This is a genomic window from Bradyrhizobium pachyrhizi (genome assembly GCF_001189245.1).
In the GTDB taxonomy this organism is placed as follows: Bacteria; Pseudomonadota; Alphaproteobacteria; order Rhizobiales; family Xanthobacteraceae; genus Bradyrhizobium; species Bradyrhizobium pachyrhizi.
This window is the reverse complement of sequence record NZ_LFIQ01000052.1, coordinates 1-22,941: the sequence shown is the minus strand read 5'-3', so window position 1 is coordinate 22,941 and position 22,941 is coordinate 1. Positions and strand designations below refer to the sequence as shown.

Below are 22,941 nucleotides of genomic sequence, written 5' to 3'. Positions count from 1 at the left end.
AACCGCTTCACACTTTTCCGGATCATGCTCTAGCTGAACACGCCCTGGCGCGACGCCTTGGCGATGAAGGACGAAATCTGGGGCGTCGCGGCCTCGATATCGGCCTCGTATTTCAGCAGCACGTTGAGCGTGTCCTTGACGATCTCGTGGTCGAGCTCGCTGGCCTGCAGCAGCACCAGCACGCGCGCCCAGTCGATCGCCTCGCTGACCGAGGGCAGCTTCTTCAGGTCCAGCGAGCGGATCTCGTGGATGAAGCCGACCATTTGCTTGCGCAGAGTCTGCGAGATGCCGGGCACCCGGCTCTCGACGATACGCTCCTCCAGCTTCTGCTCGGGAAAGCCGATGTGCAGATGCAGGCAGCGCCGCTTCAAGGCGTCGCCAAGATCGCGCTCGCTGTTCGAGGTCAGGATCACGGTCGGCGGCGCCACCGCGGAGACGGTGCCGAGCTCGGGAATCGTGACCTGGAAGTCCGAGAGGATTTCCAGCAGCAGCGATTCGAATTCGGCATCCGACTTGTCGATCTCGTCGATCAGGAGCACGCAGCCGGCCGGCTGCTCCAGCGCCTGCAACAGCGGCCGTGGCTCGACGAATTCCTTGGAGAAGAACACGTCGCCGAAGGTGTGGAGCTGGTCGAGCGCCGCCGCCAGCGACTGAGCGCCGCCGAGCACCTCGCCGAGCTTGTCCTTCAGGATCTGGGTGTAGAGCAGCTGCTTGGCGTATTTCCACTCATACAGCGCCTTGGCCTCGTCGAGGCCCTCATAGCATTGCAGGCGGATCATCTTCATGCCGCGCCATGCGGCGATCGCCTTCGCCAACTCGGTCTTGCCGACGCCGGCAGGGCCCTCGACCAGGATCGGCTTTTCGATCTGCTGCGACAGATAGACCGCAGTCGCGATCTGCCGGCTCGCAATATAGCCTTGCGCGGCGAGGCCGCTTTCCACGGCCTCGATCGAGGCGGTGGGCCTGGTATCAGCCACGAGGATCAGCTCCGGATTTGCCTTGAACTCGGACCTGTTCTGCGCTCGTTGCCGGCAAAGCACAAGGCTCGTTTGGCCCGCAAAGGCATGGGGTTAGCGCATGGTTCCGGGGTATTTCCGCCAAGCGCAATACGGGCTACGCTTGTTAGCGTGTAGTTCGAACCTCCCCTTGAAAAGGGGAGGTCTTTTTGCTCGCAGAGCAAAGCGGGTGGGGATCTGCTCTCTCAATCAACACCGGCGTCGGCCGACCCCCATCCCGACCTTCCCCCTTTCAGGGGGAAGGAGAAGAATCTCGTAGCCCGGCTACCGTCAACCCGAACAGCTCTTCACGAAATCCTTGCGCTGCGGGCCCGTGATCTTCTGGTCGATCGCCTGCTTCAGGCAGTCGAGATGCGCCTGCGCCATGCAGAGCTGCATCTGGTCGTGCCGCTCCTGACCCTTCAGCGCCTTCGCCGCGCTCTGGCAGGCCGCGCGCTTCGCGCCGGGCACGGGCGCCGCCGTCGACGCGCTCTGTTGCGCGGGAGCTGCCGCCGGCGCTGTTGCGGGGGCCGGCGTTGTCTGCGCGAGCGCTGCAGCCGAGATCAGCAGCGAACCAGCCGAGACAAGGGCGACGACAAGACGTTTCATGGGAAGTGCCTCCGCAGGCATGATCCGGAGAAGCGGACGTCGGTTTTCCGGAACGTCATGCTCAGACCAGGAAAGGGGTCACGATGCGATCGCGCCGTGACCCGGGGGAGGCCGACAATTAGAAGCCGCCGCGTGAATGCGGCATGAATAGGCGCGTAGCCCGCTTCACCTCAGCGTGAGGCCGGTCGCGGCTTCAAGCTCGCCGATCGCCTGCGCGGCACTCGCGACCTTGATCGTGGTCATGCCCATCTCGCGCGCCGGCTTCAAATTGACGCCGAGATCGTCGAGATAGACGCAGTTCTTCGGGTTTACCTGCAGCGTCTCCACCATCATCCGGTAGATTCGCGGGTCGGGCTTGCGCAGGCCGATCTTCGCGGACTCGATGACGTGGTCGAACAGCGCCATCACCTCGGCGACATAAAGCGTGCGTCCGCTGCGGCTGCCGATCGCGTTCGCCGGCAGATTGTTGGTGATGCAACCGGTCTTGAAGTTCGCCTTGATGCGCTTCAGCGCCTCGACCATCTCGGGGCGCAGGTCGCCGGAGAGCAGCGGCAGCACGTCCTTGCCGCGCACCTCGGCGCCGAGCGCCTTCGATTCCGTAGCGAACAGCGCGTCGAACGCCTCGATATCGATCTCGGCGCGCTCGAACTTGGCCCAGGCGTTCTCGAGATGATTGGCGGCGTTGGTGCGGCGGATGATGTCGATCGGCAGGCCGCGCTCGGTCTCATAGCGCGCGAACGCCTCGAACGGCGAGGTGGTCAAGACGCCGCCGAAATCCCAGATCACTGCCTCGATCATCAAAGTGTCGACCATCAAAGTCCTGCCCGTTGCAAAGCGGCGGCTTCGCCTCGGATCGTCCGGCCGACTGCAGGACAACAGGGAAACGCGCGTCCAGCCTTCTTTATTGGAATTGCCGCCGATCAGGCAAGCCGCCAGTTCGCGGCAAAATCCGCCACGCGGAACCAGCTCACCAGACCATCGGCACCAGACGATAGCGCACCCGCGCGAGATACTCGGCATAGCCGTCGAGCTCGGCAGTGAGCATCCGCTCCTCCATCAGCGACCGCAAGCCGAGCAGCGCCGCCATGATAGGCACGATGGCAAGGCCATACCACGATCCCAGCAGCAGCGGCGTACCGACATAGGTCAGGAGGCCGCTGGCATAGATCGGATGCCGCACATAGGCGTAGGGTCCGGTGGTCACCGCAGCATGCCCGCGCTCGCGCTGGATCTTCACGACCGGCGCGGCGTAGCTGTTTTCCCGGTAGGTCCGGTAGACGATGTAGAACGATGCCGCGATCATCACGGCGCCGGCGCATTGCAACCAGAAGGGGACGAGCGATGTCTGGTAGCGGACTGCGTCGAGCGCCATCAGCGGCAGCCATGTCAGCCACAACAGCGGCATGATCGTCGTGATGACGCGGTCCCAGCCCGCCTGGTCGCGCGCGGTGCGCCGCTCTGCCAGCAACCCCGGATCGTGCCGGGCGAGCCAGGCTTCGGTGATCAGCCCGCCGATCGTGATCTCGACCAGGAACGTCCAGGCGCCGGCCCATCGCAGCGTACCGGCCGCGAGAAACAGGAATGTGCCGAGGCCCACACATGTGAAGGCGGCGCGGCGCAGATTGATGCGAGGGGGACTGCCGTTCTCGTTCATGTTTCTCTCCGGCGAACGGCAACGGCCGCGCCGCCGGATCGGGCGGGCCGTTGCGTGCGTGGTTGCGGATCGCGGCCTGCTCGGCGCGCAAAGCCGATTACGGCCTGCGCGTCCAGTTTCGCGCCTGTCCGGAATAGACCTTGCTCGGCAGCGCGCGCGCCGCGGGATCGAGCAGGATCTTCATCGCGGTGTTGAGCCGCTCCTCCGAATGCGGCGAGCCATCATGGCGCATCTGCTGCGGAGCCCCCGGGCCCTGCGGCGGCGCCAGATAGGTCGGCGTCGTCGGCGGAGTGGGGGTGGTGGCGATCTTCGGGCGGGCGACCAGAGCGGCCTCCATCGGGCGCCGCGCCTGGGCCATGCGTGACGCTGCGGAAGGTGCTTCCGCTGGTGGCGGCGAGGCGGCGCTGTCGGATCCGGATTTGCGGGGCGGTTTTGCCATGGCATCGGCTCCATAGGTTCGGTGATGACGACGACGTCAGGATTTGTCTTCGTCGGATGTGGTGCGTTTGGCGATGATCGGGTTGCGGTCGCTGATCGCGGCGATCAGCGAGGCGTGGCTCACCACTGACGACACGACGATCTTGCCGGATGGCTCGATCCGGCGACCGTTCTGCTGCTGTTGCTGTGGGCTCCTGGCGGTGGATTTCTGCATCATGTCGGCCTCCTCGAGGATGGGTGGGGCCCGACATCGCCGGGCCCCGAGTTTGGCGATCAGATGCCGAAAGCACCGAGGACGCCCGGCAGCGCCTGCGCGACGCCGCCGAGGATTTCGCCCCAGCCCTGCGGGTTGACCGACCCGTTGGTCGCCACGTCGGCAATCCGCTTCGGTCCGCGCTCGATGCCCTCACACTGGATCGGGCTACGCACGCTGCCGAAGGTCTCAAAGTCGTTCCTTGCGTACATGTTCAGCTCCTTCTTTCGGTTTGAATTGACGGCAACTACGGGAGGTGGACACCGACCGGGGCAGCCGTCGCTGGACGTCGCCCAGGGGATCGCTCATCGCGTCGATCCCCTGGACCACGTGACGCATTCGCGCCACGTTCTGATCTCCTCCGGACGCAGAGGAGCAATCGCGTCAATAGACCTGCCACTGCCGCAGCGGTCCGACCGCCACCGGCACCACGTCGCTCACGTCGATCGTGTACTGATAGACTTCGCGCGCCTGGGTCAGGACCTGGGTCGGATTGAAGAAGCGGTAAGTCACGTCGTGACAAACCGAGTCCGGGCGGCAGATGACGCTCTGGTCGACCTCGACGGTATCGAGCCGCAAGCCCTTCTTGGCGACGTCGGTAAAGATCTTCCGCGTGTTGTAGGCATTCATCGCGGAATAGTTCAGCGCGCGATCCTGCGGCGAGAGGCCGACATTGCGGAACTCGTTGTAGATCCGCTCGAGGAAGCCTTCCGCGCCGGCCGGCCAGGTGTCGGGATCGGGTCCGAACAGCGTGTAGAGATCCCACTGGTAGAAGCCGCGCCAGTCGGTCACCAGCGTCGGCACCACGGTCCCGTTCAGGAGCTTGGTCGTGTTGGCGCTGTCGACCCAGCCGGCCATCGAGATCCGCGCAACGCCGCCGCGCGGCGGGAAAGCCGGCGGCGTGGTCGGCGGTGTATCGTCGCCGCCGCGCGCTGCCGGTACCACGGTTCGGGTGTTCGATGGATCGTCATGCGAGACCTCCTGATGCCAGAGCGCCAGGATCAGCGCGGCGAAGAATCCGAGACCGAACACATCGAGCGGCTTGACCGCATAGATCGGGATCGAGTCGATCGTCATCGTCCAGATGATGGCATCGGCATCCGGGAAGTTGTTGCCGGATCCGCTCGGTGTCGCGCTCTCGCCTTCGGCCTGGTTCAGCAGATAGCGCGCCATGATCGCCGGATTGTACGGCGCCGAGGTATCGCCGGAGCGGTCGCGCTCCGGCCCGAACGCCGGATCGCCGCGTCCGATCAGGCTGTCGCGCCAATTGGCGATGGCCTGCACGAAGTAGTCGAGGCGCGCCTCCTTGCCGAAATCGTAGAACAGCCGGCCGATCGGGAACGCGAGCTGTCCGGTGGATTCCGCCGCGGCGCCCTGCGGACGCATGCCGCCGCCACAGCCGCAGCTCTTCTCGCTGGTACGAACCGCGGGGGCTTCGTACATCGGCAGCGCCTGCGGCATCGCGACGGGAAGCGCGTTGCTCGGCATCAGCGCAGGCAGCTGCTGCGGCTGCAGCCAGGCCTGCGGCATCATGCCGGCCGCCGGCATCGCCATCTGGGGCATCATCATCGGCGGCATGACGATCTGCGGTGCCGGCGTCGGCATCCAGACCAGGTCGCCGCCCGCATGGGGGGCGTGAAACGGATAGGGCGCCGGCGCCGCGATCGGCGCGGCGGCGACGCCGTGATCAACGGGCGCGGCCGCAGGCGCTGCGGGCGCAGCAGGCTGCGCTTCGCTCGGCATGATCCCGGCGCTGCTGCGCAGGACCGAGCCGTCCGGCCCGAATATGCGCGGAGCCGATGGTGCAGACATTGCTGATAGATCTCCCATGGAACCCTCTCTGGTTGCAGTTGGCTGAGCGGCGGATGACGGTTGGACGAAAGGGCGCGCGGACACTCCCCGGAAGAGGGGAGACGCGGCCGTAGCACCCGACGGCATGACGGCGTCCGCCTGCTCGCCAAGCAGGGCGGCGACAGCCGCGGGAATATCGAGCCGTCCGGCGAGGCAGCGCGAGGCGCTGCCGTCGCTGCGGCAGGGCACTGCGCTTTCGAGCAGCGCAGCACGGACGGCTTGCGGATCGGCCTTGCGTCCGGTCTGGCGCAGGCACGAGAGCAGCAGAGCGACGACGCCGGTGACGATCGGCGCTGCGAAGCTCGTTCCGGAACGCAGGCTGATATTGCGGACCGGCGAGGCGCCGGCGATGTTTTCGCCCGGCGCGAGGATGCCGTTCTCGAGATAGGCGTCGCCGAAATTGCTGAAGGGCAGCGGATTGCCGGCCGGATCGCACGCGCCGACCGCAAGCACCGAAGCGAGGCTGCCCGGCACCTGGACGCAGCGGCATCCGTCATTGCCTGCGGCGGCGACGATCAGCTTGCCGGCGCGCTCGCAGGCGCGGACCGCGTCGACCAGAATGCGGTCGGCCTGGCCGGTCGCGGATTGCTGGCCGCTACTGATATTGATGACGTCGGCGCCGGCGGCGAGCGCCTGGTTGATCGCAAGTGCCAAGGTGCTTTGCGAGGACGGCTCGATCTGCCCGGAGGTGTCCTCGCGATAGATCGAGAAGACGGTCGCGTTGCAATTCGGCGCGACGCCGAGCACCGGGCTGCCGGGCGTACCCATCAGGACGCTCGTGACATGCGTGCCGTGCTCGGACTGGATCATCGGCGAGGCCGGAGCGACGAACTCGCCGCCCCTGGCGACGCGGGCCTGCCTGAGCGAAGGATGATTGAAATCGACGGGGCCGTCGATGATCGCGATCTTCACCGCGGGGTCGCCGCCCAACGTTCTCTGCCACAAGGCAGCCAGGCCAGCGATGTCGGCAACTGGATTCATGAAATCAATCCCGACTGATCTGCCCGCAAATCCGTGCAGCCGATCCGTCTTCCGCGGCAATTTGCTTTCACGCAGCGAACCAGCAGAACGGCATGTCGTTGCGTTGGAGCAGTTGTGGCAGCTGTGACGCGAAAGGCCTATTCGCCGCGGCGGATCAGAAAGGATCGAGCCGACGATACGGATCGATCGGTCCATGAGATCGATCCTGCATCTCGAACAATCGATCGAAGGGTTTAGTCGGGACCAATCCCACCGCACGATTGTGCGCGCCTGGGCAGACATGCGCGTGCATTTGCGCGCAGGTGCGCGAACGGGACTGCGCGTCGGCCGAACACGGAATTCAGGATGTTGATGTCAGTCGAGCTCGCGGGACCGATCGGGGATCGCTGCCGATGATGCGATCCACGGCGCTTCGCGCACCCGTCGCATCGCCTGTGCCCTGCGCGGCAGGCCGAGTTTCTGCAGCACGTGATGGACGTGGTGCTTGACCGTCGCAAGGCTGAGATTGAGATCGCGCGCGATCTCCTTGTTCGACATGCCTTGTCCGATCAGCTTGAGAACCTCGCCTTCGCGGCGCGTCAGTCCCTGGTCCGCGTCGATCGTATCCGTCTGACGTTCCATGCAGAACAGCGCGCGTAGCAGGCCGCCGGAAATCTCGGCGCTGCAGGCGAGCCGACCCGATGCCACGTCCGACAGCGCGCGGCAGAGCTCATCGAAGCTGGCGTTCCGGGAGATGTAGCCGCTGAACCCGGCCCGGCCACAGCGGACCACGTCGCGCCGGTCCTCGTTGAGGCCGAGCGCCACCAGCGCGACATCCGCATGCTCGCTCGCGATCACGCGCACTTCATCGAGATCGATGCCCTGTGTGACGTCGATCAGAATGACATTCACGCTGCCGGCCTCGAGGGTCTCGCGCAGGCCGGCGAGATCGGACACCGCCGCCGCAATCGCAAACTCGGCGTGGTTCTGGAAACTCGAGGTAAGCCCCTCGCTGAACAGCCTGATCGGCGTGACGATCGCTATCCTCATATTATCCTCTAACTCAACGAAATGGCGGATGGAACGCCGTGTTGAGATCAACGGCACCGGCATCCAGAAAGTCATGAAGGTAAGTATGCGATATGCTGCCGGAGGTTGTATTCGTATCGCGCCGAAATTACGGCTCCGATGCAGGCGATCAAGAGACGCAGTTCACATTCGAACATCGTCGGGCCGCGCGGCGCGCGATCCGAGGTGTTGCGTATCGCGACAAGACGTCGATGTGTGGCGCCGGCAAGCGATGGCGGTGCTGAATTCCGGCGGCGACTTCAACGGCGTAGTGATCGACGCCTAGATATTTAGACAATTGACGCGTGCAGGCCTGGATGCTCTGTACAATATTGCGTGTTCTCCAGAGCCTGGTGCGAGCGACGCAATGCCGCGCCTCGAATGGGCTCAATTCCGATGCCGACCGACAGGGTTCCATGACGAGCGTGATTCGAGCGACAGCTTTTCTCAGCCTGTTGGCGGCGACGCCGGCGCTGGCCATCGTCGGCGGCGGCGCGCCGTCGACGGATGGCGTTGCACGCTCCGTCGTCACCATCGTCGGCTCGCGCGGCAATTTCTGCACCGGCGCGCTGATCGCGCCGAAGGTCGTGCTGACCGCGGCGCATTGCGTGCAGCCCGGCGCCGATTACAAGATCGTCGAATATGGCGCGGACAGGCAGCCGAAGCTGCAGGACGTCAGGACGGTTGCGATCCATCCCGGCTTCCGGATGCAGGCGATGGCCAATCATGTCGCGACCGCCGATGTCGCACTGCTGCAGCTCGCGGCGCCGGCCGCAGGCAAGGTGCCCGCCGCGCTCGGCATGCCAAACATTCCGATCCAGGTCGGCGGCCGCTTCACCATCGCAGGCGTCGGCGTCACCGTGCGCGGTGACGGCAAAAGCGGCGGCGCCACCCGCGTCGCCGGCCTGATCGCGAGCGGCAAGCCCGGCACGTTGCAGATCCGTCTCGTCGATCCGGTCGGGCAGGGCGTGCGCGACGGGCTCGGGGCCTGCACCGGCGATTCCGGCGCGCCGGTGTTCGAGGACAAGCAAGGCGGCCCCGCAATCGTCGGCGTGGTGAGCTGGTCAACGGGACCGAACGGCGCCGCCGGCTGCGGCGGCATCACCGGCGTGACGCCGCTGACACTCTATCGCGACTGGGTGATGCAGACCGCGCGGCAGTGGGGTGCGAGCTTCTGACGACGGTTGTCATTGCCGGGTTTGACCGGCAATCCATCCGGAAACGACTTACTTCTGATGATGAATGCGCGGGTCAAGCCCGCGCATGACGATTGAGCCTAATGCCCCGCCGCCTTGTTCGCGGCGGCGTTGTTCAGCACGATCAGCCCGTCGACGGCGACGCCGAGCTTGCTGTTGATCAGGAACGGGTTGACGTCGATCGAGGCAATGCGGCCATTGGCGTCGGCCATCAGGTTGGAAAGACCGACCAGCGCCTTCACTGCCGACGGCTCGTGCAGCGCGGGCTTGCCGCGATAGCCCTTCATCTTGACCCCGGCCTTGGTCCTGGCGATCAGCTCCTTGGCCTCGGCGGCGTCGAGCGGCGCGCCGGCGAGCGCGACGTCCTTCATCAGCTCGATGTCGACGCCGCCGGTGCCGAACAGCACGACGGGGCCCATCTCGGCGTCGAGCGAGGCGCCGACCACGAGCTCGAGGTCGGCCTTGACCTGTTGCGCGATCAGGATGCCTTCGAGCTTCGGCTTGCCCTTCAGCTTCTTCACCCGCGCGGTGATGTCGTTGAACGCCTTCTTCACCTCGGCTGCATTGGCGAGATTCAGCACCACGCCGCCGATATCGGATTTGTGCAGGATGTCGGGGCTGACAACCTTGGCGACCACCGGGAAGCCGATTTTCTTGGCGATCTTCACAGCCTCGGCCGCGGTCTGCGCGACCTCTTCCTTTGAGATCGGGATGTCATAGGCCTTGAGCAGCTTCTTCGAGGCGACCTCGTCGAGCGCGGCGGCGCCGTTGGCGGCCTTCAGCGTCTTCTCCAGCACCGCGCGCGCCGATGCCTTCGAGCTCGAGGCGATATCGGGCACCTCCTTGCGCAGGCCGGCATATTCGATCAGCGACTTGATCGCGCCGACCGCGCGGTCGAGGCCCTGCATGACCGCGATATAGGGCAGCGACTTGCGCAGCCCCTTGGTGAATTCGGTGAAGCCGATCGACATCGCGCTGATATAGATCACGGGCTTGTTGGCCTGGCCGGCCATCTCGTTGACGATGCGCAGATTGCGCTCGCGCAGCTCGTGCGGCGCCTTCGGCAGCTCGGCATCGATGATGACGATATCGGTGTCGGGATCGTCGATCATGATCTTGATCGACTTCATGTAGACGGAGGGATCGACCACCGCGGCAAAGCCCGCGTCGAGCGGATTGCCGACGATGCTGCCGGGGCCAAGCATCTTCGCCAGCTGCTCCGAGGCGTTCGGACTCAGCGGCGCGAAGTTCAGCCCGGCAGAATAGAACGCGTCGATCAGAAGGCCGCGCTTGCCGCCCGATAGCGACACCGCCGCGAGGCGATTGCCCTTCGGCGAATCGGCATGGACGAAGCACTCGGTGGTCTCGATCAGTTCATCCAGCCCACGCACCCGGATCACGCCTTCGCGGGTCGAGATCGCATCGAAGGTCTCGATCGAGCCGGCAAGCGCGCCGGTATGGGCCATCGCCGCGGCGCGGCCGCCCTCGGAGGCGCCGAGCTTGAGCGCGATCACCGGCTTGCCGGCGGCGCGCGCGGCCTTGCAGGCATCGCGGAATACCTTCGTGTTCCTGACGCCTTCAAGATAGACCACGATGACGCGGATGCTCGGATCGGCGGCGAAGTAGCTCATCAGGTCCGGGGTCTCGAGGCCGGATTCGTTGCCGGTCGTGACCATGTAGCCGACGCCGACGCCGCGATCCTCCAGCGCCTGGCGGATCGCCATCACGATCGCGCCGGATTGGCCGGCGATCGCCACCGCGCCCTGCTCCATGGTGACGATGCGGTCGTCGATATTGGTGAACAGGTTCTCGCCGGCGCTGAGATTGCCGAGGCAGTTGGGGCCGGTGACGGCGAGCCCGGTCTCCTTGATCGCCTGCTTCAGCTCGACCGCGAGGCGCTGGCTCTCCTCATCCTGCAGCTCGCTGAAGCCGGAGGTGACGATGGTCGCCGAGCGCGCGCCGGCCGCGGCCGCATCGCGGATCACCTGCACCGCGAACCGGGCCGGCACCAGCACCAGCACATGGTCGGGCTTCTCGGGAAGGCTGGCGAAGTCCTTGTAGCAGGTGACGCCCCAGATCGCTTCGCGCTTGGCGTTGATCGGATAAAGGCCGCCGGCATATCCGTACTTGACCAGATTGTTCCAGATCCGTTCGGCGTAATTGCCGGGCTTGTCGGTGGCACCGACCAGCACGATGTTGCGCGGATGCAGCATCGCGTGGATGCTCTTGACGATATCGCTGGCGTCAGCGGGCGGCGCCCATTCGTGGGACACATGAGACGCGGTGCTTGCGAAAGCTTCCATAGAGCCTGCCCTTATCCTTGTTGTCTTTGTTTCCTCTGGCCACGGCGGATCACCGTGAGGCGCGCGATTTTTCATTGTTTTTATGGCGAGGGAAAGGGGGTAGCAACTCATGCTGGCGCAGGTCAGGGCACCGCGCGCAATATCCCGGCAGGCGCAAAATTGATTGCCTATCAGGAACCCGATTCGCGCGCGTGCGAATCCGTTTCGATCAAGGTCGCGTGCAGCAAGTAGCGCTCAGGGCCTGCCGTCAGCGCGTCGAACGGCCAGCAGGTCGACAGCACCAGTTCATACCGGTCAGTAGTCGGATCGATGCCGGATTGATCGAATCGGACCACCGAGCTGCGATCGGCCCGATAGCGAAGCATCTTGCCGTCGCTTCGCGTGACGTCGATCTCGTCACCGATTGTGACATCCCTGAGAAAGCGAAAATGCGTGTCGCGGTGCGCGGAATAGACCGCGACGCCCCGCTCGCCGGCATCGACGGTCTGCTCGACATGGCCGGGGCCGAACGCCAGTGCCTGGCCGCTGCTGCCGGCAAGCACGGTCGCGGAGGCGTGCAGGCGCTTCACCTCGATCCGCGCCACCGGCCAGGTATCGGCCCAGCTCCACGGCTTCACCGGCTGGCCGGTCGCGATGCTCTGTGCGAAGGCGCGCTCCAGCAGCACCTGCGCCAGCAGCGCCTTGGCATGGATGTAGGCGCCCTGGCCGAACAGGATCACACCGATGAGAGCGAAGGCGAGGGATGGGACGAAGCGGGGCATTGTTGCGCCTGTTGCTGTCATTCCGGAATGGTCCGAAGGACCAGACCCGGAATCTCGAGATTCCGGGTTCGATGCTGCGCATCGCCCCGGAATGACATTGCGAGTTGAGGAAGAGTTGCGCGCGCGGCCCTTGGGGGACGGGTGGGAAGGCCGCGCGCGCGCTTGAAGGAGGAGGTCGGGGGGCACCTCCTCCTTTCATCCGACGTCATTGGGGCGACGTCTGACGCCGGTTGATCATCAGGAGGAGAAGGCTCACCGTGAGCAGGATCACGCCCGCGATCATCTTCAGCTCCGCATCAGTCGCGGTCTTCGGCAGCTGGATCGTGCCGGGACCTTGTGTGGGGACCGGTGACCGCTTCAGCGCAGCGAGCTGCAGCTTGCCGTCGCCGGCGTCGGCGCGACGCTCGCCCGGTACGGCCGGCAGACTCGGACGCTCGCCGAACACCTTCGCAAAATCCCAGCCGGCGGGCAGGTTGAGCGGCAGCTCGGAGAGTTTCAGCGGCTCGCCCTCGGGACGGCTCGGCGTCTTGTCGACCGCGACAAGGCTGGTCAGCCGCGTGACGAACTGATGCTCCAGCGCCAGCGCGAGGATGGTCTTGTCGGCGTCCTCGGCGCTCTGCTGCCGCGTGGTGCGCGCCACCTCGGCATCGGCGATCTTGCGGCGCGCCCACAGTTTCGACAGGCCCCTGCCTTCAGCGGCATTCGCGAGCGGCAGCGTCACGCTCCACGGACGGTCGCCGATGCGGCCCTTGATCTCGACCGAGCCGGCCAGCTTGTCGAGCTTGGCGGCCAGCACCAGCGGCTCGTCGCGATAGACGTCGGGCAGTGCCGACGGCGTCAGGTCGGCCGTCGCCTCGGAGAATTTCGCGGAGAGATTCGTCACCGCGGGATTCTCCAGCTTGGCGAACAGGCCGCGCATGCGCTCGTCGACCTGCTCGACCGAGCCGATATGGGTGAAGGTGCCGCGGCCGAGCTCGGCGGCGCGTGTCATCAGATAGGTGTTCGGCGCCGAGCCGATGCCGACCATGAAGATGCGCGAGCGGCCGCGCAGCGCGCCGATGGTCTCGAACAATTGCTGCTCGTTGCCGATGGCGCCGTCGGTCAGGAACACGACCTGGCGGACGTAATTGGCGTCGCCATGGCTGGTGTCGGACAGCGCCGCGCGCATCGCCGGCACCATCTCGGTGCCGCCGCGGGCCTGCAGCGCGCTGACGAACGCCGTCGCGCTGCCGATATTGGCGCTGTTGGCCGCGACCGGCGACGGGAACAGCGTGTCCATGGTGTCGTCGAACCGGATCACATTGAAGCGATCGGTCGGCTGCAGGCGGCCGAGCGCGTAAGTCAGGCTCGCCTTGGCCTGGATGATGGAGGTGCCGCTCATCGAACCGGAATTGTCGATCACGAAGATCACCTCGCGCGGCAACGTTTTCTGTTGCGCCTGCTCGACCGACGGCGGGGTGACGAAGGCCAGCAGATAGTCGGAATTGCCGACATGCTCGCGGAACAGCCCGACCGACGGCGCCTTCTCGGCGGCCGGCTTCCAGGTCAGCTCGAAATCACGATCGGCCGGCACCGGGCCTTCGGCGAGCTTGACGACGCGCGTGGTGCTGTCGGGGCTCTCGATCTTGACCTGGTGGAAATGGCTCTTCACCTCGCCGAGCGGAAAGCCGGCGTTGAGGTGCACCGTGACGTTGGTCGGATTGACCGGCGCATTTTCCGCCGGATCGAGCACTTCGCGCGCAATGCGGTCGCGGTCCGGCACGGGATCGGTGGTGGTGGCGCCCCAGCCGTTGCCATCGGCGCGGAGATCGACGCTCTGCACCACCGGGCGCGGATTGTAGCGCGGGCCGACCACCATCGGCACCCGCAGCGAGAACTCGCTGCCGTTCTGCTGCACCGGCTCCTGATATTCGATCTGCACCAGCACGGTTTCGCCGGGGCCGATATTGGCGACCGAATTGGTGAAGATGTTGGGCCGCTCCTGTTCGGTGAGCGCGGCCTTCTGGCCGTTCTGCTTGGCCTGCTCGTAGATCGCGCGAGCCTGCTGCCGCTCCTTGATGTCGCCGACTACGACGCGGTCGCCGACCACCATCTTCAGCGTGTCGACCGCGCCGCCCGCCGGCAGCGGATAGACATAGGTCGCCTCCACCCAGTCCTTGGTCGGGTTGCGGAAGATTTGCGTGACGCGGGCGCGGACCGTCGGCCCCGACACCGTGAGGTCGACGTCGATGCCGAGCCTGGTCGCGTCGGCATAGCCGTCGTCGGTCTTGAACAGCAGCGAGCCGGAACGCGCATCGCTCGGCCGCAGCACCACCTGTCGCGGCAGTTCGGCCGACCACACCGGATCGAAACTCACGAACAAGGCCGCAAAGCCGATCACCAGCGCGGCCACACCTTCCACCAGAAAGAACAGCACAATGCGCATCCTGCGCGACAGGCGGATCTGCGGGCTGCTGTCACATGCATCGTAAATCGTCATTTTCGTCACTCCCGAGCGAGGCTTTCGCTGCCTCGCGATCATGGAGAACGGCGGTTTTGGCGCGAGCAGAATGATCGGCAATGATTGGCCGCCGTCCGGCGCGGCCCGCCGCCGGCTGAGGCGGGTTTGTGCGGTTTGGTGATGGATTGTCCGGTCTGCTAGACTGCGCGGAATCAAGGGGAACCGGGCAGGAATCTGGATGCCGACGCCTGACAAGCAGCTATCCGCCGAGCAGAGCCAGCAGGTCGCGGAGACCATCCGCGAGGAAATCGCGCGCCGACGCATCTCACGGCAGACGCTGGCCGAGCAGGCCAAGCTCAGCCTGTCGACGCTGGAAAAGGTGCTTGGCGGCCGCCGCCCGTTCACGCTGGCGACCACGGTGCGGCTGGAGCAGGCGCTGGGCGTGTCCTTGCGCAAGCTGCCGGAGGCGATCACGGTGGCCGCACCTGCCAATGGCGGGATCGCACCCGACAGCCTCGGATCCTATTCGCGCCGCGCGGTGGCACGGATCGAAGGGACCTACATCACGGTGCGTCCGTCGTTCGGCGAGCAGGGCGCGCTCTACGCCTATCGCACCGAGATCGCCTGGGACGAAGCGGCGTCATCGCTCGGCTTTCGCGAGGGCGAACGGCAGGATGCCGATTACACCCAGTATGGCGAGGTGGCGGTGCCCAATGAATCCGGCTTCGTCTACCTCGTGACCAACCGGCACGGCCAGCATCGCGTGATCACGGTGTCGCGCCCGCGCAATTCCGGCGAGATGTACGGCATCATCACGACGCTGCTCGCGGGCCGCGGCTCGCTGCTGACGCCGGTTGCCGCGCCGATCGCGTTCCTGCCGGTGAAGAATGTGCCCCAGCCAAGCCTCGGCCGGGTGTCGGCGGATGACGCGAACTACGCCGCCTATCGCGAGCATCTGCGCCGGACGATCGATGAGCCGTTCGCGATTTTCTTGCCGGGTAGTTGAAGCTGGTCATTCCGGGGCGCGCGTGAGCGCGAACCCGGAATCTCGATCCACGAGCTTCAGATTCCGGGTTCGCTCGCGATCGCGAGCGCCCCGGAATAACAGGCTCGACTAGCCGCCGGTCTCGGCGCTGATGATGTCGCCGAACAGCTCCCACTGCCCGTTCTTGAACTGCATCATCTTGAGTTGCTCGACCGGCGCGAAGTCGGTCGCGCTGGTGTTGATCCTGATGCCGGGAATCAGCGTGTCGGGCGCAAAATCCTTCAGGCTGGCGGCCTGCTTCATCACGTTCTCACGTGTCAGGTTGTCGCCGGCCTGCTTCAGTACCTGCACCATGGTTTGCGCCGCGGCGTAGCCATAGACCAGATTGGCGTCGGCGAGGTTGGCGCCCGGCATGTACTTCTCGGCGAAGGCCATGAACTTCTTCATGCCCTCATCATTCTTCCATTGCGGATCGGACGCGTCCTTCAGATAGCCGGCCGACAGCACGCCTTCCGAAGCCTCGAGCCCGGCGGGCTTCATGACCGCGCCGATCGAGATCGAGACGTCGGTCATCACCTGCATCGGCTTCCAGTTGAGCTCGGCGATCTTCTTGATCGCCTGCGCCGCGAATTTCGGCGTCGAGATGTTGACGAACACGTCGGCGCCGGTGTCCTTCAGCTTGACGATGTGGGAGTCGATCGAGGGCTCGGTGGTCTCGTAGCTCTCTTCGGCGACGATCTTGACGCTCGACTTGTCGAGGATCTCCTTCAAGCCGACCAGGTAGTCCTTGCCGAAATCGTCATTGGCGTAGAAGATCGCGACCTTGGCATCCGGCTTGGCTTTCAGGATGTACTTGCCGAAGATCCGCGCCTCGACGCGATAGCTCGGCTGAAAACCCATGGTCCATGGGAAATCCTTCGGATCGTTCCACTTGCTGGCGCCGGTGGCGAGGAACAGCTGCGGCACCTTCTTGGCGTTGTGATACTTCTGCACCGCGGTCTGGGTCGGCGTGCCCAGCGCGTTGAACACCAGGAAGACCTCGTCGCTCTCGATCAGCTTGCGAATCTGCTCCACGGTCTTCGGCGGCGAGTAGCCGTCGTCATAGGAGATCCAGTTGATCTTGCGGCCGTTGATGCCGCCCTGGTCGTTGATCATCTTGAAATAGGCTTCTTCGGTCTTGCCGATGACGCCGTAGGCGGAGGCGGGACCGCTATAGGCCTCGACATTGCCGATCTTGATCTCGGTGTCGGAGGCGCCGGTATCATACTTCTTTTGTGCAAAGGCGGCCTGGGTGGAAAGCAGGCAGAGCGCCGTGGCGGCTGCCAGCAGCGACAGTGTTGTTGTTTTCATAAAGACAATTTCCTCGATTGATCCTGGTTGGGGACTTACGCAACGAACCCGCAGCCGGTCCCGGCAGACGGCGGCGGGGCAATCCTTGTCGCGGCGAAATCCGGAACGCGCGGCGCGCGTCTGGCTCACGCCGCGGTATCGGTTGGCTTCGGCCGGCTGAATTGCTGCCGGAGCGTCGGCTTATGAATTTTGCCTGTCGCGTTCCGCGGCAGGACCTCGATGAATTCGATCAGGCGCGGACATTTGAACCGCGCCAGATTGGCCTGGCAGTGCGCGTGGACCTCGGCCGGGGTCAGCGAATGGCCTGATTTCACGGCAATGATCGCCATGCCGACTTCGCCCCATTGCTCGTCGGGGATGCCGATCACGGCGGCTTCGGCGACGGCCGCCAGTTGATGCAGCACGCTCTCGACCTCGGCCGGATAGACGTTCTCGCCGCCCGAGATGTACATGTCCTTCCAGCGGTCGACGATGTAGTAGAAGCCTTCCTCGTCGATCCGCGTGGCGTCGCCGGTGTGCAGCCAGCCGTCGGTGAAGGAGGAGGCATTGGCGTCCGGCCTGTTCCAGTAGCCCGGCGTGATGTTCGGCCCCCTGACCCAGAGTTCGCCGAGCTCGCCGACCGCCGCATCGCTGCCGTCGGGCCGCACGATGCGGACCTCGGTATGCAGCACCGGCTTGCCGGAGGAGCCGGCTTTGCGCGCCGCATCCTCGCGGTCGAGCACCATCACCGCCGGCGACGTCTCGGTCATGCCGTAGCCCTGCTGCAGCGCGACGCCGCGCGCCTCCCAGGTCTTGAGCAGCGGCACTGGCATCGGCGCGCCGCCGACGCCGCCAATGACGAGGCGGCTGAAATCCGCTGATGCGAAGGCCGGGTGCTGCGCCATGAACTGGTAGATCGCGGGCACGCCGAAGAACACGTTGATGCCCTGCAAGGGATCGCCGATCAGCTTCAGCGCCTCGCCGGGATCGAAGGCGCGCATGATCAGCACAGTGCCGCCGGCATGCAGCACCGGGTTGGTATAGCAATTCAGCCCGCCGGTGTGGAATAGCGGCAGCACCGTCAGCAGCACCGAGGCCGGCGAGATGTAGGCGGGGCCGCCGAGATTGACGCAATTCCAGAACGTCATCCCATGCGTGATGATCGCGCCCTTCGGTTGGCCCGTCGTCCCCGATGTGTACATGATGGTCGAGATGTCATCGAGCATGACCTCCTCGAATCGCTCGAGTGGCGTGGCTGCCGCGATGCCGGCCTCATAGGCGCCGCCTGGGCCGAGCCTCACGGTCGCAGCGACATTGCAGAGCTTTGCCACCGCAAGCGCGGTCTCGGCGAGATCGTCGTCGTGGATCATCACCTTCGGCGCGGCGTCGCCGGTGATGTAGCGCAGCTCGGGAACGGTGAGGCGGGTGTTGAGCGGCAGGAAGATCGCGCCGATCCGGAAGCAGGCGAACTGCACCTCCAGCGTATCCGTCGTGTTCAGTGCCAGCACCGCGACGCGGTCGCCGCGGGCAACCTTGAGCCCATCGCGCAGCCAGGCGGCGAGCCGCGACACGCGGGCGTCGAGCTCCGCGTAGCTGAAGCGGCGATCGCTGGCGAGATCGACAAGCGCCATCTTGTCCGGCGTGCGCCGGCGATGATGCGCGATCCAGTCGTAATAACGAACCGGCAAATTTCCCTCCTCCGGAACGGCAGTCTTGCGCCGCCTGTTCCTGGCTCAATTGATGCCATGAATTGGCAGTGGAGGGGGCGTATAAGGATGCTGTCTTGCGTTTAGTGGCTGGCAAATCGCCGGACCGGGCCTCGGCACTGATGGCAGCCACTCGACGCAAGTGAACCGGGCGAAATCCGGACATCGTCGGAGGGAAGAATCAACGGAGCACGCGGATGGCAAACCCGTTCTACACCGGCGAGCATGAGGCCTTTCGCGAGGTGATGCGGCGCTTTGTTGCCAGGGAAATCGAGCCTTATGCCCATCAATGGGACGAGGACGGAGAGTTTCCGCGCGAGCTCTATGCCAAGGCATCTGCGATCGGGCTGCTCGGCCTTGGCTTCCCGGAAGAGTATGGCGGCATCGCCGCCGACCAGTTCATGAAGATCGTGGCCTCGCAGGAGCTGGCGCGTGCCGGCGCCGGCGGCGTCTCATCGAGCCTGATGAGCCATACCATCGGCTCGCCGCCGATCGCGCGCGCCGCGCGGCCCGAGGTCAAGGCGCGGGTGCTGCCGGACGTGCTCGCCGGCAAGAAGATCTCCGCGCTCGCGATCACCGAGCCGAGCGGCGGCTCCGATGTCGCGAACCTGCGCACCAGGGCGCGGCGCGACGCCGACCACTACGTCGTCTCCGGCGAGAAGACCTTCATCACCTCGGGCATGCGCGCCGACTACCTGACGGTCGCGGTGCGCACCGGCGGCGAGGGCCCGGGCGGCGTCAGCCTGCTGTTGATCGAAGGCAATACGGCCGGCCTGTCCCGCACCAAGCTGAAGAAGATGGGCTGGTGGGCCTCGGATACCGCGACACTTCACTTCGACGAATGCCGCGTGCCGGCCGAGAACCTGATCGGCGAGGAGGGGCAGGGCTTCAAGATCATCATGCAGAACTTCAACAGCGAGCGCATGGGCATGGCGGCGAGCTGCACTGCCTATGCGCGCGTCTGCCTCGACGAGGCGATCGCCTATGCCAAGGAGCGCAAGACGTTCGGCAAGCCGATCGCCCAGCACCAGGTGATCAGGCACAAGATCGTCGACATGGCGCAGAAGGTCGCGGCCTCGCAGGCGATGCTGGAGATGCTGGCCTGGCGGCTCGGCCAGGGCGAAAGCCCGGTCGCCGAGATCTGCATGATGAAGAATCAGGCGACCCAGACCATGGCGCACTGCGCCTCCGAAGCGGTGCAGATCTTCGGCGGCGCCGGCTTCATGCGCGGCGTCAAGGTCGAGCGCATCTACCGCGAGGTCAAGGTCAACGCGATCGGCGGCGGCACCGAGGAGATCATGAAGGATCTCGCGAGCCGGCAGATGGGATTGTGAGAACAGCGGCAAGTTGAGCTGCGAGAGAGGAAACACCCTCCCCCTGAAAGGGGGAGGGCAGGGTGGGGGTCACGCCGCGAGTCCAACTGCCGGTGTGACCCCCACCCGGCCCGCTCGGCGTTGCCGAGCGTTCCGACCTCCCCCTTTCAGGGGGAGGTGAAGAAAGACGACGAGAAAACACGAGATAAACATGCTCTTCACCGCCGACCACGACGAGCCGCGCCGCGCACTACAGAAGTTCATTGCGGCCGAGATCAACCCTCATGTCGACGAATGGGAGAAGGCCGACATCTTCCCGGCGCATGAGCTGTTCAAGAAGCTCGGCAATCTCGGCTTCCTCGGCCTCAACAAGCCGGTCGAGTTCGGCGGCCAGGGACTGGATTATTCCTACGCGCTGATGATGGCCGAGGAGTTAGGGGCCATCACCTGCGGCGGCGTGCCGATGGCGATCGGGGTGCAGACCGACATGGCGACGCCGGCGCTGGCGCGGTTCGGCTCCGACGAGGTGCGCCGCGAATTTCTGGCGCCGGCGATTGCCGGCGATCAGGTCGCCTGCATCGGCGTCTCCGAGCCCGGCGCCGGCTCCGACGTCGCCTCGATCAAGACCAGTGCGCGCTCCGACGGCGACGACTACGTCATCAATGGCGGCAAGATGTGGATCACCAACGGCACCCAGGCCGACTGGATCTGCCTGCTCGCCAACACCAGCGACGGCCCGGTCCATCGCAACAAGTCGCTGATCTGCGTGCCCATGAAGACCAAGGGCGTGCAGGTCGCGCGCAAGCTCGACAAGCTCGGCATGCGCTCCTCCGATACCGCGCAGATTTTCTTCGACAATGTCCGGGTCCCGAAGCGCAACCGGATCGGCGAGGAAGGCCAGGGCTTCACCTACCAGATGATCCAGTTCCAGGAGGAGCGGCTGTGGGGGGCGGCCGCCTGCCTGAAGGCGCATGAATTCATCATCAACGAGACCATCGACTACACTCGCAACCGCAAGGCGTTCGGCGGCTCGATCCTCGACAACCAGGTGGTGCACTTCAAGCTCGCGGAAATGCAGACCGAGGTCGAGCTGCTGCGCTCGCTGATCTATCGTGCCGGCGAGGCGCTGGTGGCCGGCGAGGACGTGACCCGGCTCGCGACCATGGCCAAGCTGAAGGCCGGCCGGCTCGGCCGCGAGCTCACCGACGCCTGCCTGCAATATTGGGGCGGCATGGGCTTCACCAACGAGACGCCGGTCAGCCGCGCCTATCGCGACAGCCGCCTGACATCGATCGGCGGCGGCGCCGACGAGGTCATGCTCATGGTATTGTGCAAGATGATGGGCACGCTGCCTGGCCTGAAGCAAAAGGGAAACGCCTGATGATCACGCTCTATCATTGCGATGCCGCGCGCTCGTTCCGTCCGCTGTGGATGCTGGAGGAGCTTGGGCTTGCCTATGAGCTGAAGATGCTGCCGTTCCCGCCGCGGGTGTTCGCCAAGGAATATCTCGGCATCAATCCGCTCGGCACCATCCCGTTCATGATCGATGGCGAGACCAGGATGACGGAGTCCTCCGGCATCTGCCACTATCTCGGCACCAAATACGGCCCGACGCCGCTGATTGTCGGCGTCGACGAGCCGGCCTATGGCGCGTTCCTGAACTGGATGTATTTTTCCGACGCAACGCTGACCTTTCCGCAGACGCTGGTGCTCCGCTACAGCCAGCTCGAGCCGGAGGAGCGGCGCAACCCGCAGGTCTCGGGCGACTATGCAAAATGGTTCCTGGGCCGGCTGCGTGCGGTCGAGGCCGCCGCCTCGAAGTCGGAATTCCTCTGCGCGGAACGCTTCACCGCGGCCGACATCGCCAACGGTTATGCGCTCCGTCTCGCCGGCAATATCGGCCTCGCCAAGGATTTCGGGCCGAATGTCGCGGCCTATTGGGCGCGGCTGCAGCAGCGCGACGGTTACCAGCGCGCGGTCGCGGCGGAGCAAAAAGCCGGTCAGGAACAGAACGTTGCGCCGCGGGCGCGGCCGTAACCTACGCTGTCGTTCGGGGATGGTCCGAAGGGCCAGACCCGGAACCTCGAGATTCCGGGTTCGATGCGTCGCATCGCCCCGGAATGACGACTCTTCACATCGGTGACAGGCCTCGAATTTGCGTTATGGTAGCTCCGCCGCAGCGGCCCAAAGAGCCGCGCGAGGAGGAACCGCCATGGACGCGATCGTGGACGCGAAGTGCCAGAGCTCCAGCCAGCAATCCGGTCACCGGATGCTGATTACGCCGGAACGGGTGTTCTATGCCGGGCTGCTCGGCCGCCCGCGCGAGCGCTGTCCCGGCGCATTCCACGTCTATGTCGCGATCCGCGACGGGCTGCATCTGTCGACCAGCGAAGGCCGCGAGTCGCATGGCGAACTCGCGGTGACGATGCCGAACCTGCGCCACACCATCACCAGCGAATATCGTTCGGCGATCTGCGTTGCGATCGAGCCGGAAAGCGTGCCCGACGGCACGCTCGAAGCCGTCGCCCGCCGCCTGCAAGGACCGGACTCTCATCTGTTCGCCAATCGCATCCGCAACGCCTATGCGACGCTCGCCGAGATGCAACATCGCGACGCGATCGCGAATGCCGAGTTCGACACGATGTGCTTCGGCGACGCGCTGCCGCAGCGCGTGCTCGATCCGCGTGTCGTGCGCGCGATCGGCCGCATCGGGCAGTTCTCCGGCGAGCCGGTGACCGCGGCGGGCTGCGCCGCGGAAGCCGGGCTATCGCCCTCGCGCTTCCTGCATCTGTTCAAGGAGGAGACCGGAATCTCGTTCCGCTCCTTCCGCGCCTGGAAGCGCGCGCGGCATCTGCTGCACTTCGCCAACCAGGACATCAACCTCGCGCATCTCGCGCAGGATATCGGCTATCCCGACAGCACGCATTTCAGCCACTCGATTCGGCGCTTCTACGGCCTGAAGCCGCGCGCGATCTTCTCCGGCTCGCGGGACCTTGCGATCTACCGCACCGGGCAAGCCGGGAGCGAGCGCGCGCTGACCTAACCTCCGCTGTCGTCCCGGCCTAGTGCGCAATTGCGCA

At 65.4% G+C, this 22,941-nt stretch carries 21 protein-coding genes; 7 read left to right on the top strand and 14 right to left on the bottom strand.

The features are described from left to right. Positions 1 to 29 precede the first annotated feature (29 nt). From AKL29_RS09640 to AKL29_RS09600, 9 genes are all read right to left on the bottom strand, one after another. Positions 30 to 977 (bottom strand): AAA family ATPase, encoded by a 948-nt coding sequence (locus AKL29_RS09640; RefSeq protein WP_021078095.1) that lies wholly within the window; start codon positions 975 to 977, stop codon positions 30 to 32. A gap of 309 nt (positions 978 to 1,286) precedes the next feature. Continuing rightward, positions 1,287 to 1,604: a hypothetical protein gene (locus AKL29_RS09635; protein WP_028335270.1), complete on the bottom strand. Its 318-nt coding sequence runs from the start codon at positions 1,602 to 1,604 to the stop codon at positions 1,287 to 1,289. 165 nt (positions 1,605 to 1,769) lie between these two features. Beyond that, positions 1,770 to 2,402, bottom strand: coding sequence for an HAD-IA family hydrolase (locus tag AKL29_RS09630; protein WP_157347913.1), 633 nt, complete (start codon positions 2,400 to 2,402; stop codon positions 1,770 to 1,772). 169 nt (positions 2,403 to 2,571) lie between these two features. Then, positions 2,572 to 3,258, bottom strand: a complete 687-nt coding sequence (locus AKL29_RS09625; RefSeq protein WP_050383983.1) for a methyltransferase family protein — start codon at positions 3,256 to 3,258, stop codon at positions 2,572 to 2,574. Positions 3,259 to 3,355: 97 nt separating this feature from the next. Beyond that, positions 3,356 to 3,697 carry a hypothetical protein gene (locus AKL29_RS09620; RefSeq protein WP_152977495.1) on the bottom strand — a complete coding sequence of 114 codons (342 nt, stop codon included), beginning with the start codon at positions 3,695 to 3,697 and terminating at the stop codon, positions 3,356 to 3,358. A gap of 36 nt (positions 3,698 to 3,733) precedes the next feature. After that, positions 3,734 to 3,913 carry a hypothetical protein gene (locus tag AKL29_RS09615; RefSeq protein ID WP_016842277.1) on the bottom strand — a complete coding sequence of 60 codons (180 nt, stop codon included), beginning with the start codon at positions 3,911 to 3,913 and terminating at the stop codon, positions 3,734 to 3,736. A 56-nt stretch (positions 3,914 to 3,969) separates the two neighbouring features. After that, on the bottom strand, positions 3,970 to 4,161 hold the full coding sequence (locus tag AKL29_RS09610; protein WP_016842276.1) for a hypothetical protein: 192 nt from the start codon (positions 4,159 to 4,161) through the stop codon (positions 3,970 to 3,972). A gap of 172 nt (positions 4,162 to 4,333) precedes the next feature. Then, positions 4,334 to 6,781 carry a S8 family serine peptidase gene (locus tag AKL29_RS09605; protein WP_050383982.1) on the bottom strand — a complete coding sequence of 816 codons (2,448 nt, stop codon included), beginning with the start codon at positions 6,779 to 6,781 and terminating at the stop codon, positions 4,334 to 4,336. Between the two features lie 354 nt (positions 6,782 to 7,135). Further along, complete coding sequence (locus AKL29_RS09600) at positions 7,136 to 7,810, bottom strand: LuxR C-terminal-related transcriptional regulator (protein ID WP_050383981.1); 675 nt, start codon at positions 7,808 to 7,810, stop codon at positions 7,136 to 7,138. 28 nt (positions 7,811 to 7,838) lie between these two features. Here AKL29_RS09600 and AKL29_RS40450 point away from each other — a divergent pair, with 28 nt between their 5' ends. Both AKL29_RS40450 and AKL29_RS09595 read left to right on the top strand, forming a co-directional pair. After that, positions 7,839 to 8,114, top strand: a complete 276-nt coding sequence (locus tag AKL29_RS40450; protein ID WP_082190529.1) for a hypothetical protein — start codon at positions 7,839 to 7,841, stop codon at positions 8,112 to 8,114. A gap of 130 nt (positions 8,115 to 8,244) precedes the next feature. Next, complete coding sequence (locus tag AKL29_RS09595) at positions 8,245 to 9,006, top strand: S1 family peptidase (RefSeq protein ID WP_050383980.1); 762 nt, start codon at positions 8,245 to 8,247, stop codon at positions 9,004 to 9,006. A gap of 98 nt (positions 9,007 to 9,104) precedes the next feature. Here the strand turns inward: AKL29_RS09595 and AKL29_RS09590 are convergent, their stop codons facing one another. The 3 genes from AKL29_RS09590 to AKL29_RS09580 all read right to left on the bottom strand — a co-directional run bounded on the left by AKL29_RS09590 (position 9,105) and on the right by AKL29_RS09580 (position 14,567). Further along, positions 9,105 to 11,327, bottom strand: coding sequence for an acetate--CoA ligase family protein (locus tag AKL29_RS09590; RefSeq protein ID WP_050383979.1), 2,223 nt, complete (start codon positions 11,325 to 11,327; stop codon positions 9,105 to 9,107). A gap of 170 nt (positions 11,328 to 11,497) precedes the next feature. Then, the gene (locus AKL29_RS09585) at positions 11,498 to 12,088 is read right to left on the bottom strand and encodes a class GN sortase (RefSeq protein WP_050383978.1); all 591 of its coding nucleotides are present in this window, start codon (positions 12,086 to 12,088) and stop codon (positions 11,498 to 11,500) included. Positions 12,089 to 12,293: 205 nt separating this feature from the next. Further along, positions 12,294 to 14,567, bottom strand: coding sequence for a marine proteobacterial sortase target protein (locus tag AKL29_RS09580; protein WP_050383977.1), 2,274 nt, complete (start codon positions 14,565 to 14,567; stop codon positions 12,294 to 12,296). 199 nt (positions 14,568 to 14,766) lie between these two features. Between AKL29_RS09580 and AKL29_RS09575 the strand changes: the two genes are divergently transcribed. Next, the gene (locus tag AKL29_RS09575; protein WP_050383976.1) at positions 14,767 to 15,534 is read left to right on the top strand and encodes a helix-turn-helix domain-containing protein; all 768 of its coding nucleotides are present in this window, start codon (positions 14,767 to 14,769) and stop codon (positions 15,532 to 15,534) included. Between the two features lie 108 nt (positions 15,535 to 15,642). Here AKL29_RS09575 and AKL29_RS09570 read toward each other — a convergent pair whose 3' ends face one another. Both AKL29_RS09570 and AKL29_RS09565 read right to left on the bottom strand, forming a co-directional pair. Continuing rightward, complete coding sequence (locus tag AKL29_RS09570) at positions 15,643 to 16,863, bottom strand: ABC transporter substrate-binding protein (protein WP_028341508.1); 1,221 nt, start codon at positions 16,861 to 16,863, stop codon at positions 15,643 to 15,645. Positions 16,864 to 16,988: 125 nt separating this feature from the next. After that, the gene (locus AKL29_RS09565; protein WP_050383975.1) at positions 16,989 to 18,530 is read right to left on the bottom strand and encodes an acyl-CoA synthetase; all 1,542 of its coding nucleotides are present in this window, start codon (positions 18,528 to 18,530) and stop codon (positions 16,989 to 16,991) included. A 215-nt stretch (positions 18,531 to 18,745) separates the two neighbouring features. On the opposite strand from AKL29_RS09565, the gene AKL29_RS09560 reads away from it, so the two are divergent. The 4 genes from AKL29_RS09560 to AKL29_RS09545 all read left to right on the top strand — a co-directional run bounded on the left by AKL29_RS09560 (position 18,746) and on the right by AKL29_RS09545 (position 22,904). Then, complete coding sequence (locus AKL29_RS09560) at positions 18,746 to 19,882, top strand: acyl-CoA dehydrogenase family protein (protein WP_028335282.1); 1,137 nt, start codon at positions 18,746 to 18,748, stop codon at positions 19,880 to 19,882. A gap of 190 nt (positions 19,883 to 20,072) precedes the next feature. Then, positions 20,073 to 21,242 carry an acyl-CoA dehydrogenase family protein gene (locus tag AKL29_RS09555; RefSeq protein ID WP_028335283.1) on the top strand — a complete coding sequence of 390 codons (1,170 nt, stop codon included), beginning with the start codon at positions 20,073 to 20,075 and terminating at the stop codon, positions 21,240 to 21,242. Next, positions 21,242 to 21,898 carry a glutathione S-transferase family protein gene (locus AKL29_RS09550; RefSeq protein WP_028335284.1) on the top strand — a complete coding sequence of 219 codons (657 nt, stop codon included), beginning with the start codon at positions 21,242 to 21,244 and terminating at the stop codon, positions 21,896 to 21,898. The genes AKL29_RS09555 and AKL29_RS09550 overlap by 1 nt, the downstream gene beginning before the upstream one ends. Positions 21,899 to 22,073: 175 nt before the next feature. After that, positions 22,074 to 22,904: a helix-turn-helix domain-containing protein gene (locus tag AKL29_RS09545; protein ID WP_028335285.1), complete on the top strand. Its 831-nt coding sequence runs from the start codon at positions 22,074 to 22,076 to the stop codon at positions 22,902 to 22,904. The last annotated feature ends 37 nt before the right edge of the window (positions 22,905 to 22,941 follow it).

Excerpts from the sequence above, each read along its gene's own strand:
- AKL29_RS09635 (WP_028335270.1), bottom strand. The coding sequence starts at position 1,604 with ATGAAACGTCTTGTCGTCGCCCTTGTCTCGGCTGGTTCGCTGCTGATC.
- AKL29_RS09630 (WP_157347913.1), bottom strand. The coding sequence starts at position 2,402 with ATGATCGAGGCAGTGATCTGGGATTTCGGCGGCGTCTTGACCACCTCG.
- AKL29_RS09625 (WP_050383983.1), bottom strand. The coding sequence starts at position 3,258 with ATGAACGAGAACGGCAGTCCCCCTCGCATCAATCTGCGCCGCGCCGCC.
- AKL29_RS09620 (WP_152977495.1), bottom strand. The coding sequence starts at position 3,697 with ATGGCAAAACCGCCCCGCAAATCCGGATCCGACAGCGCCGCCTCGCCG.
- AKL29_RS09615 (WP_016842277.1), bottom strand. The coding sequence starts at position 3,913 with ATGATGCAGAAATCCACCGCCAGGAGCCCACAGCAACAGCAGCAGAAC.
- AKL29_RS09610 (WP_016842276.1), bottom strand. The coding sequence starts at position 4,161 with ATGTACGCAAGGAACGACTTTGAGACCTTCGGCAGCGTGCGTAGCCCG.
- AKL29_RS09605 (WP_050383982.1), bottom strand. The coding sequence starts at position 6,781 with ATGAATCCAGTTGCCGACATCGCTGGCCTGGCTGCCTTGTGGCAGAGA.
- AKL29_RS09600 (WP_050383981.1), bottom strand. The coding sequence starts at position 7,810 with ATGAGGATAGCGATCGTCACGCCGATCAGGCTGTTCAGCGAGGGGCTT.
- AKL29_RS40450 (WP_082190529.1), top strand. The coding sequence starts at position 7,839 with ATGGAACGCCGTGTTGAGATCAACGGCACCGGCATCCAGAAAGTCATG.
- AKL29_RS09595 (WP_050383980.1), top strand. The coding sequence starts at position 8,245 with ATGACGAGCGTGATTCGAGCGACAGCTTTTCTCAGCCTGTTGGCGGCG.
- AKL29_RS09590 (WP_050383979.1), bottom strand. The coding sequence starts at position 11,327 with ATGGAAGCTTTCGCAAGCACCGCGTCTCATGTGTCCCACGAATGGGCG.
- AKL29_RS09585 (WP_050383978.1), bottom strand. The coding sequence starts at position 12,088 with ATGCCCCGCTTCGTCCCATCCCTCGCCTTCGCTCTCATCGGTGTGATC.
- AKL29_RS09580 (WP_050383977.1), bottom strand. The coding sequence starts at position 14,567 with ATGACGATTTACGATGCATGTGACAGCAGCCCGCAGATCCGCCTGTCG.
- AKL29_RS09575 (WP_050383976.1), top strand. The coding sequence starts at position 14,767 with ATGCCGACGCCTGACAAGCAGCTATCCGCCGAGCAGAGCCAGCAGGTC.
- AKL29_RS09570 (WP_028341508.1), bottom strand. The coding sequence starts at position 16,863 with ATGAAAACAACAACACTGTCGCTGCTGGCAGCCGCCACGGCGCTCTGC.
- AKL29_RS09560 (WP_028335282.1), top strand. The coding sequence starts at position 18,746 with ATGGCAAACCCGTTCTACACCGGCGAGCATGAGGCCTTTCGCGAGGTG.
- AKL29_RS09555 (WP_028335283.1), top strand. The coding sequence starts at position 20,073 with ATGCTCTTCACCGCCGACCACGACGAGCCGCGCCGCGCACTACAGAAG.
- AKL29_RS09550 (WP_028335284.1), top strand. The coding sequence starts at position 21,242 with ATGATCACGCTCTATCATTGCGATGCCGCGCGCTCGTTCCGTCCGCTG.
- AKL29_RS09545 (WP_028335285.1), top strand. The coding sequence starts at position 22,074 with ATGGACGCGATCGTGGACGCGAAGTGCCAGAGCTCCAGCCAGCAATCC.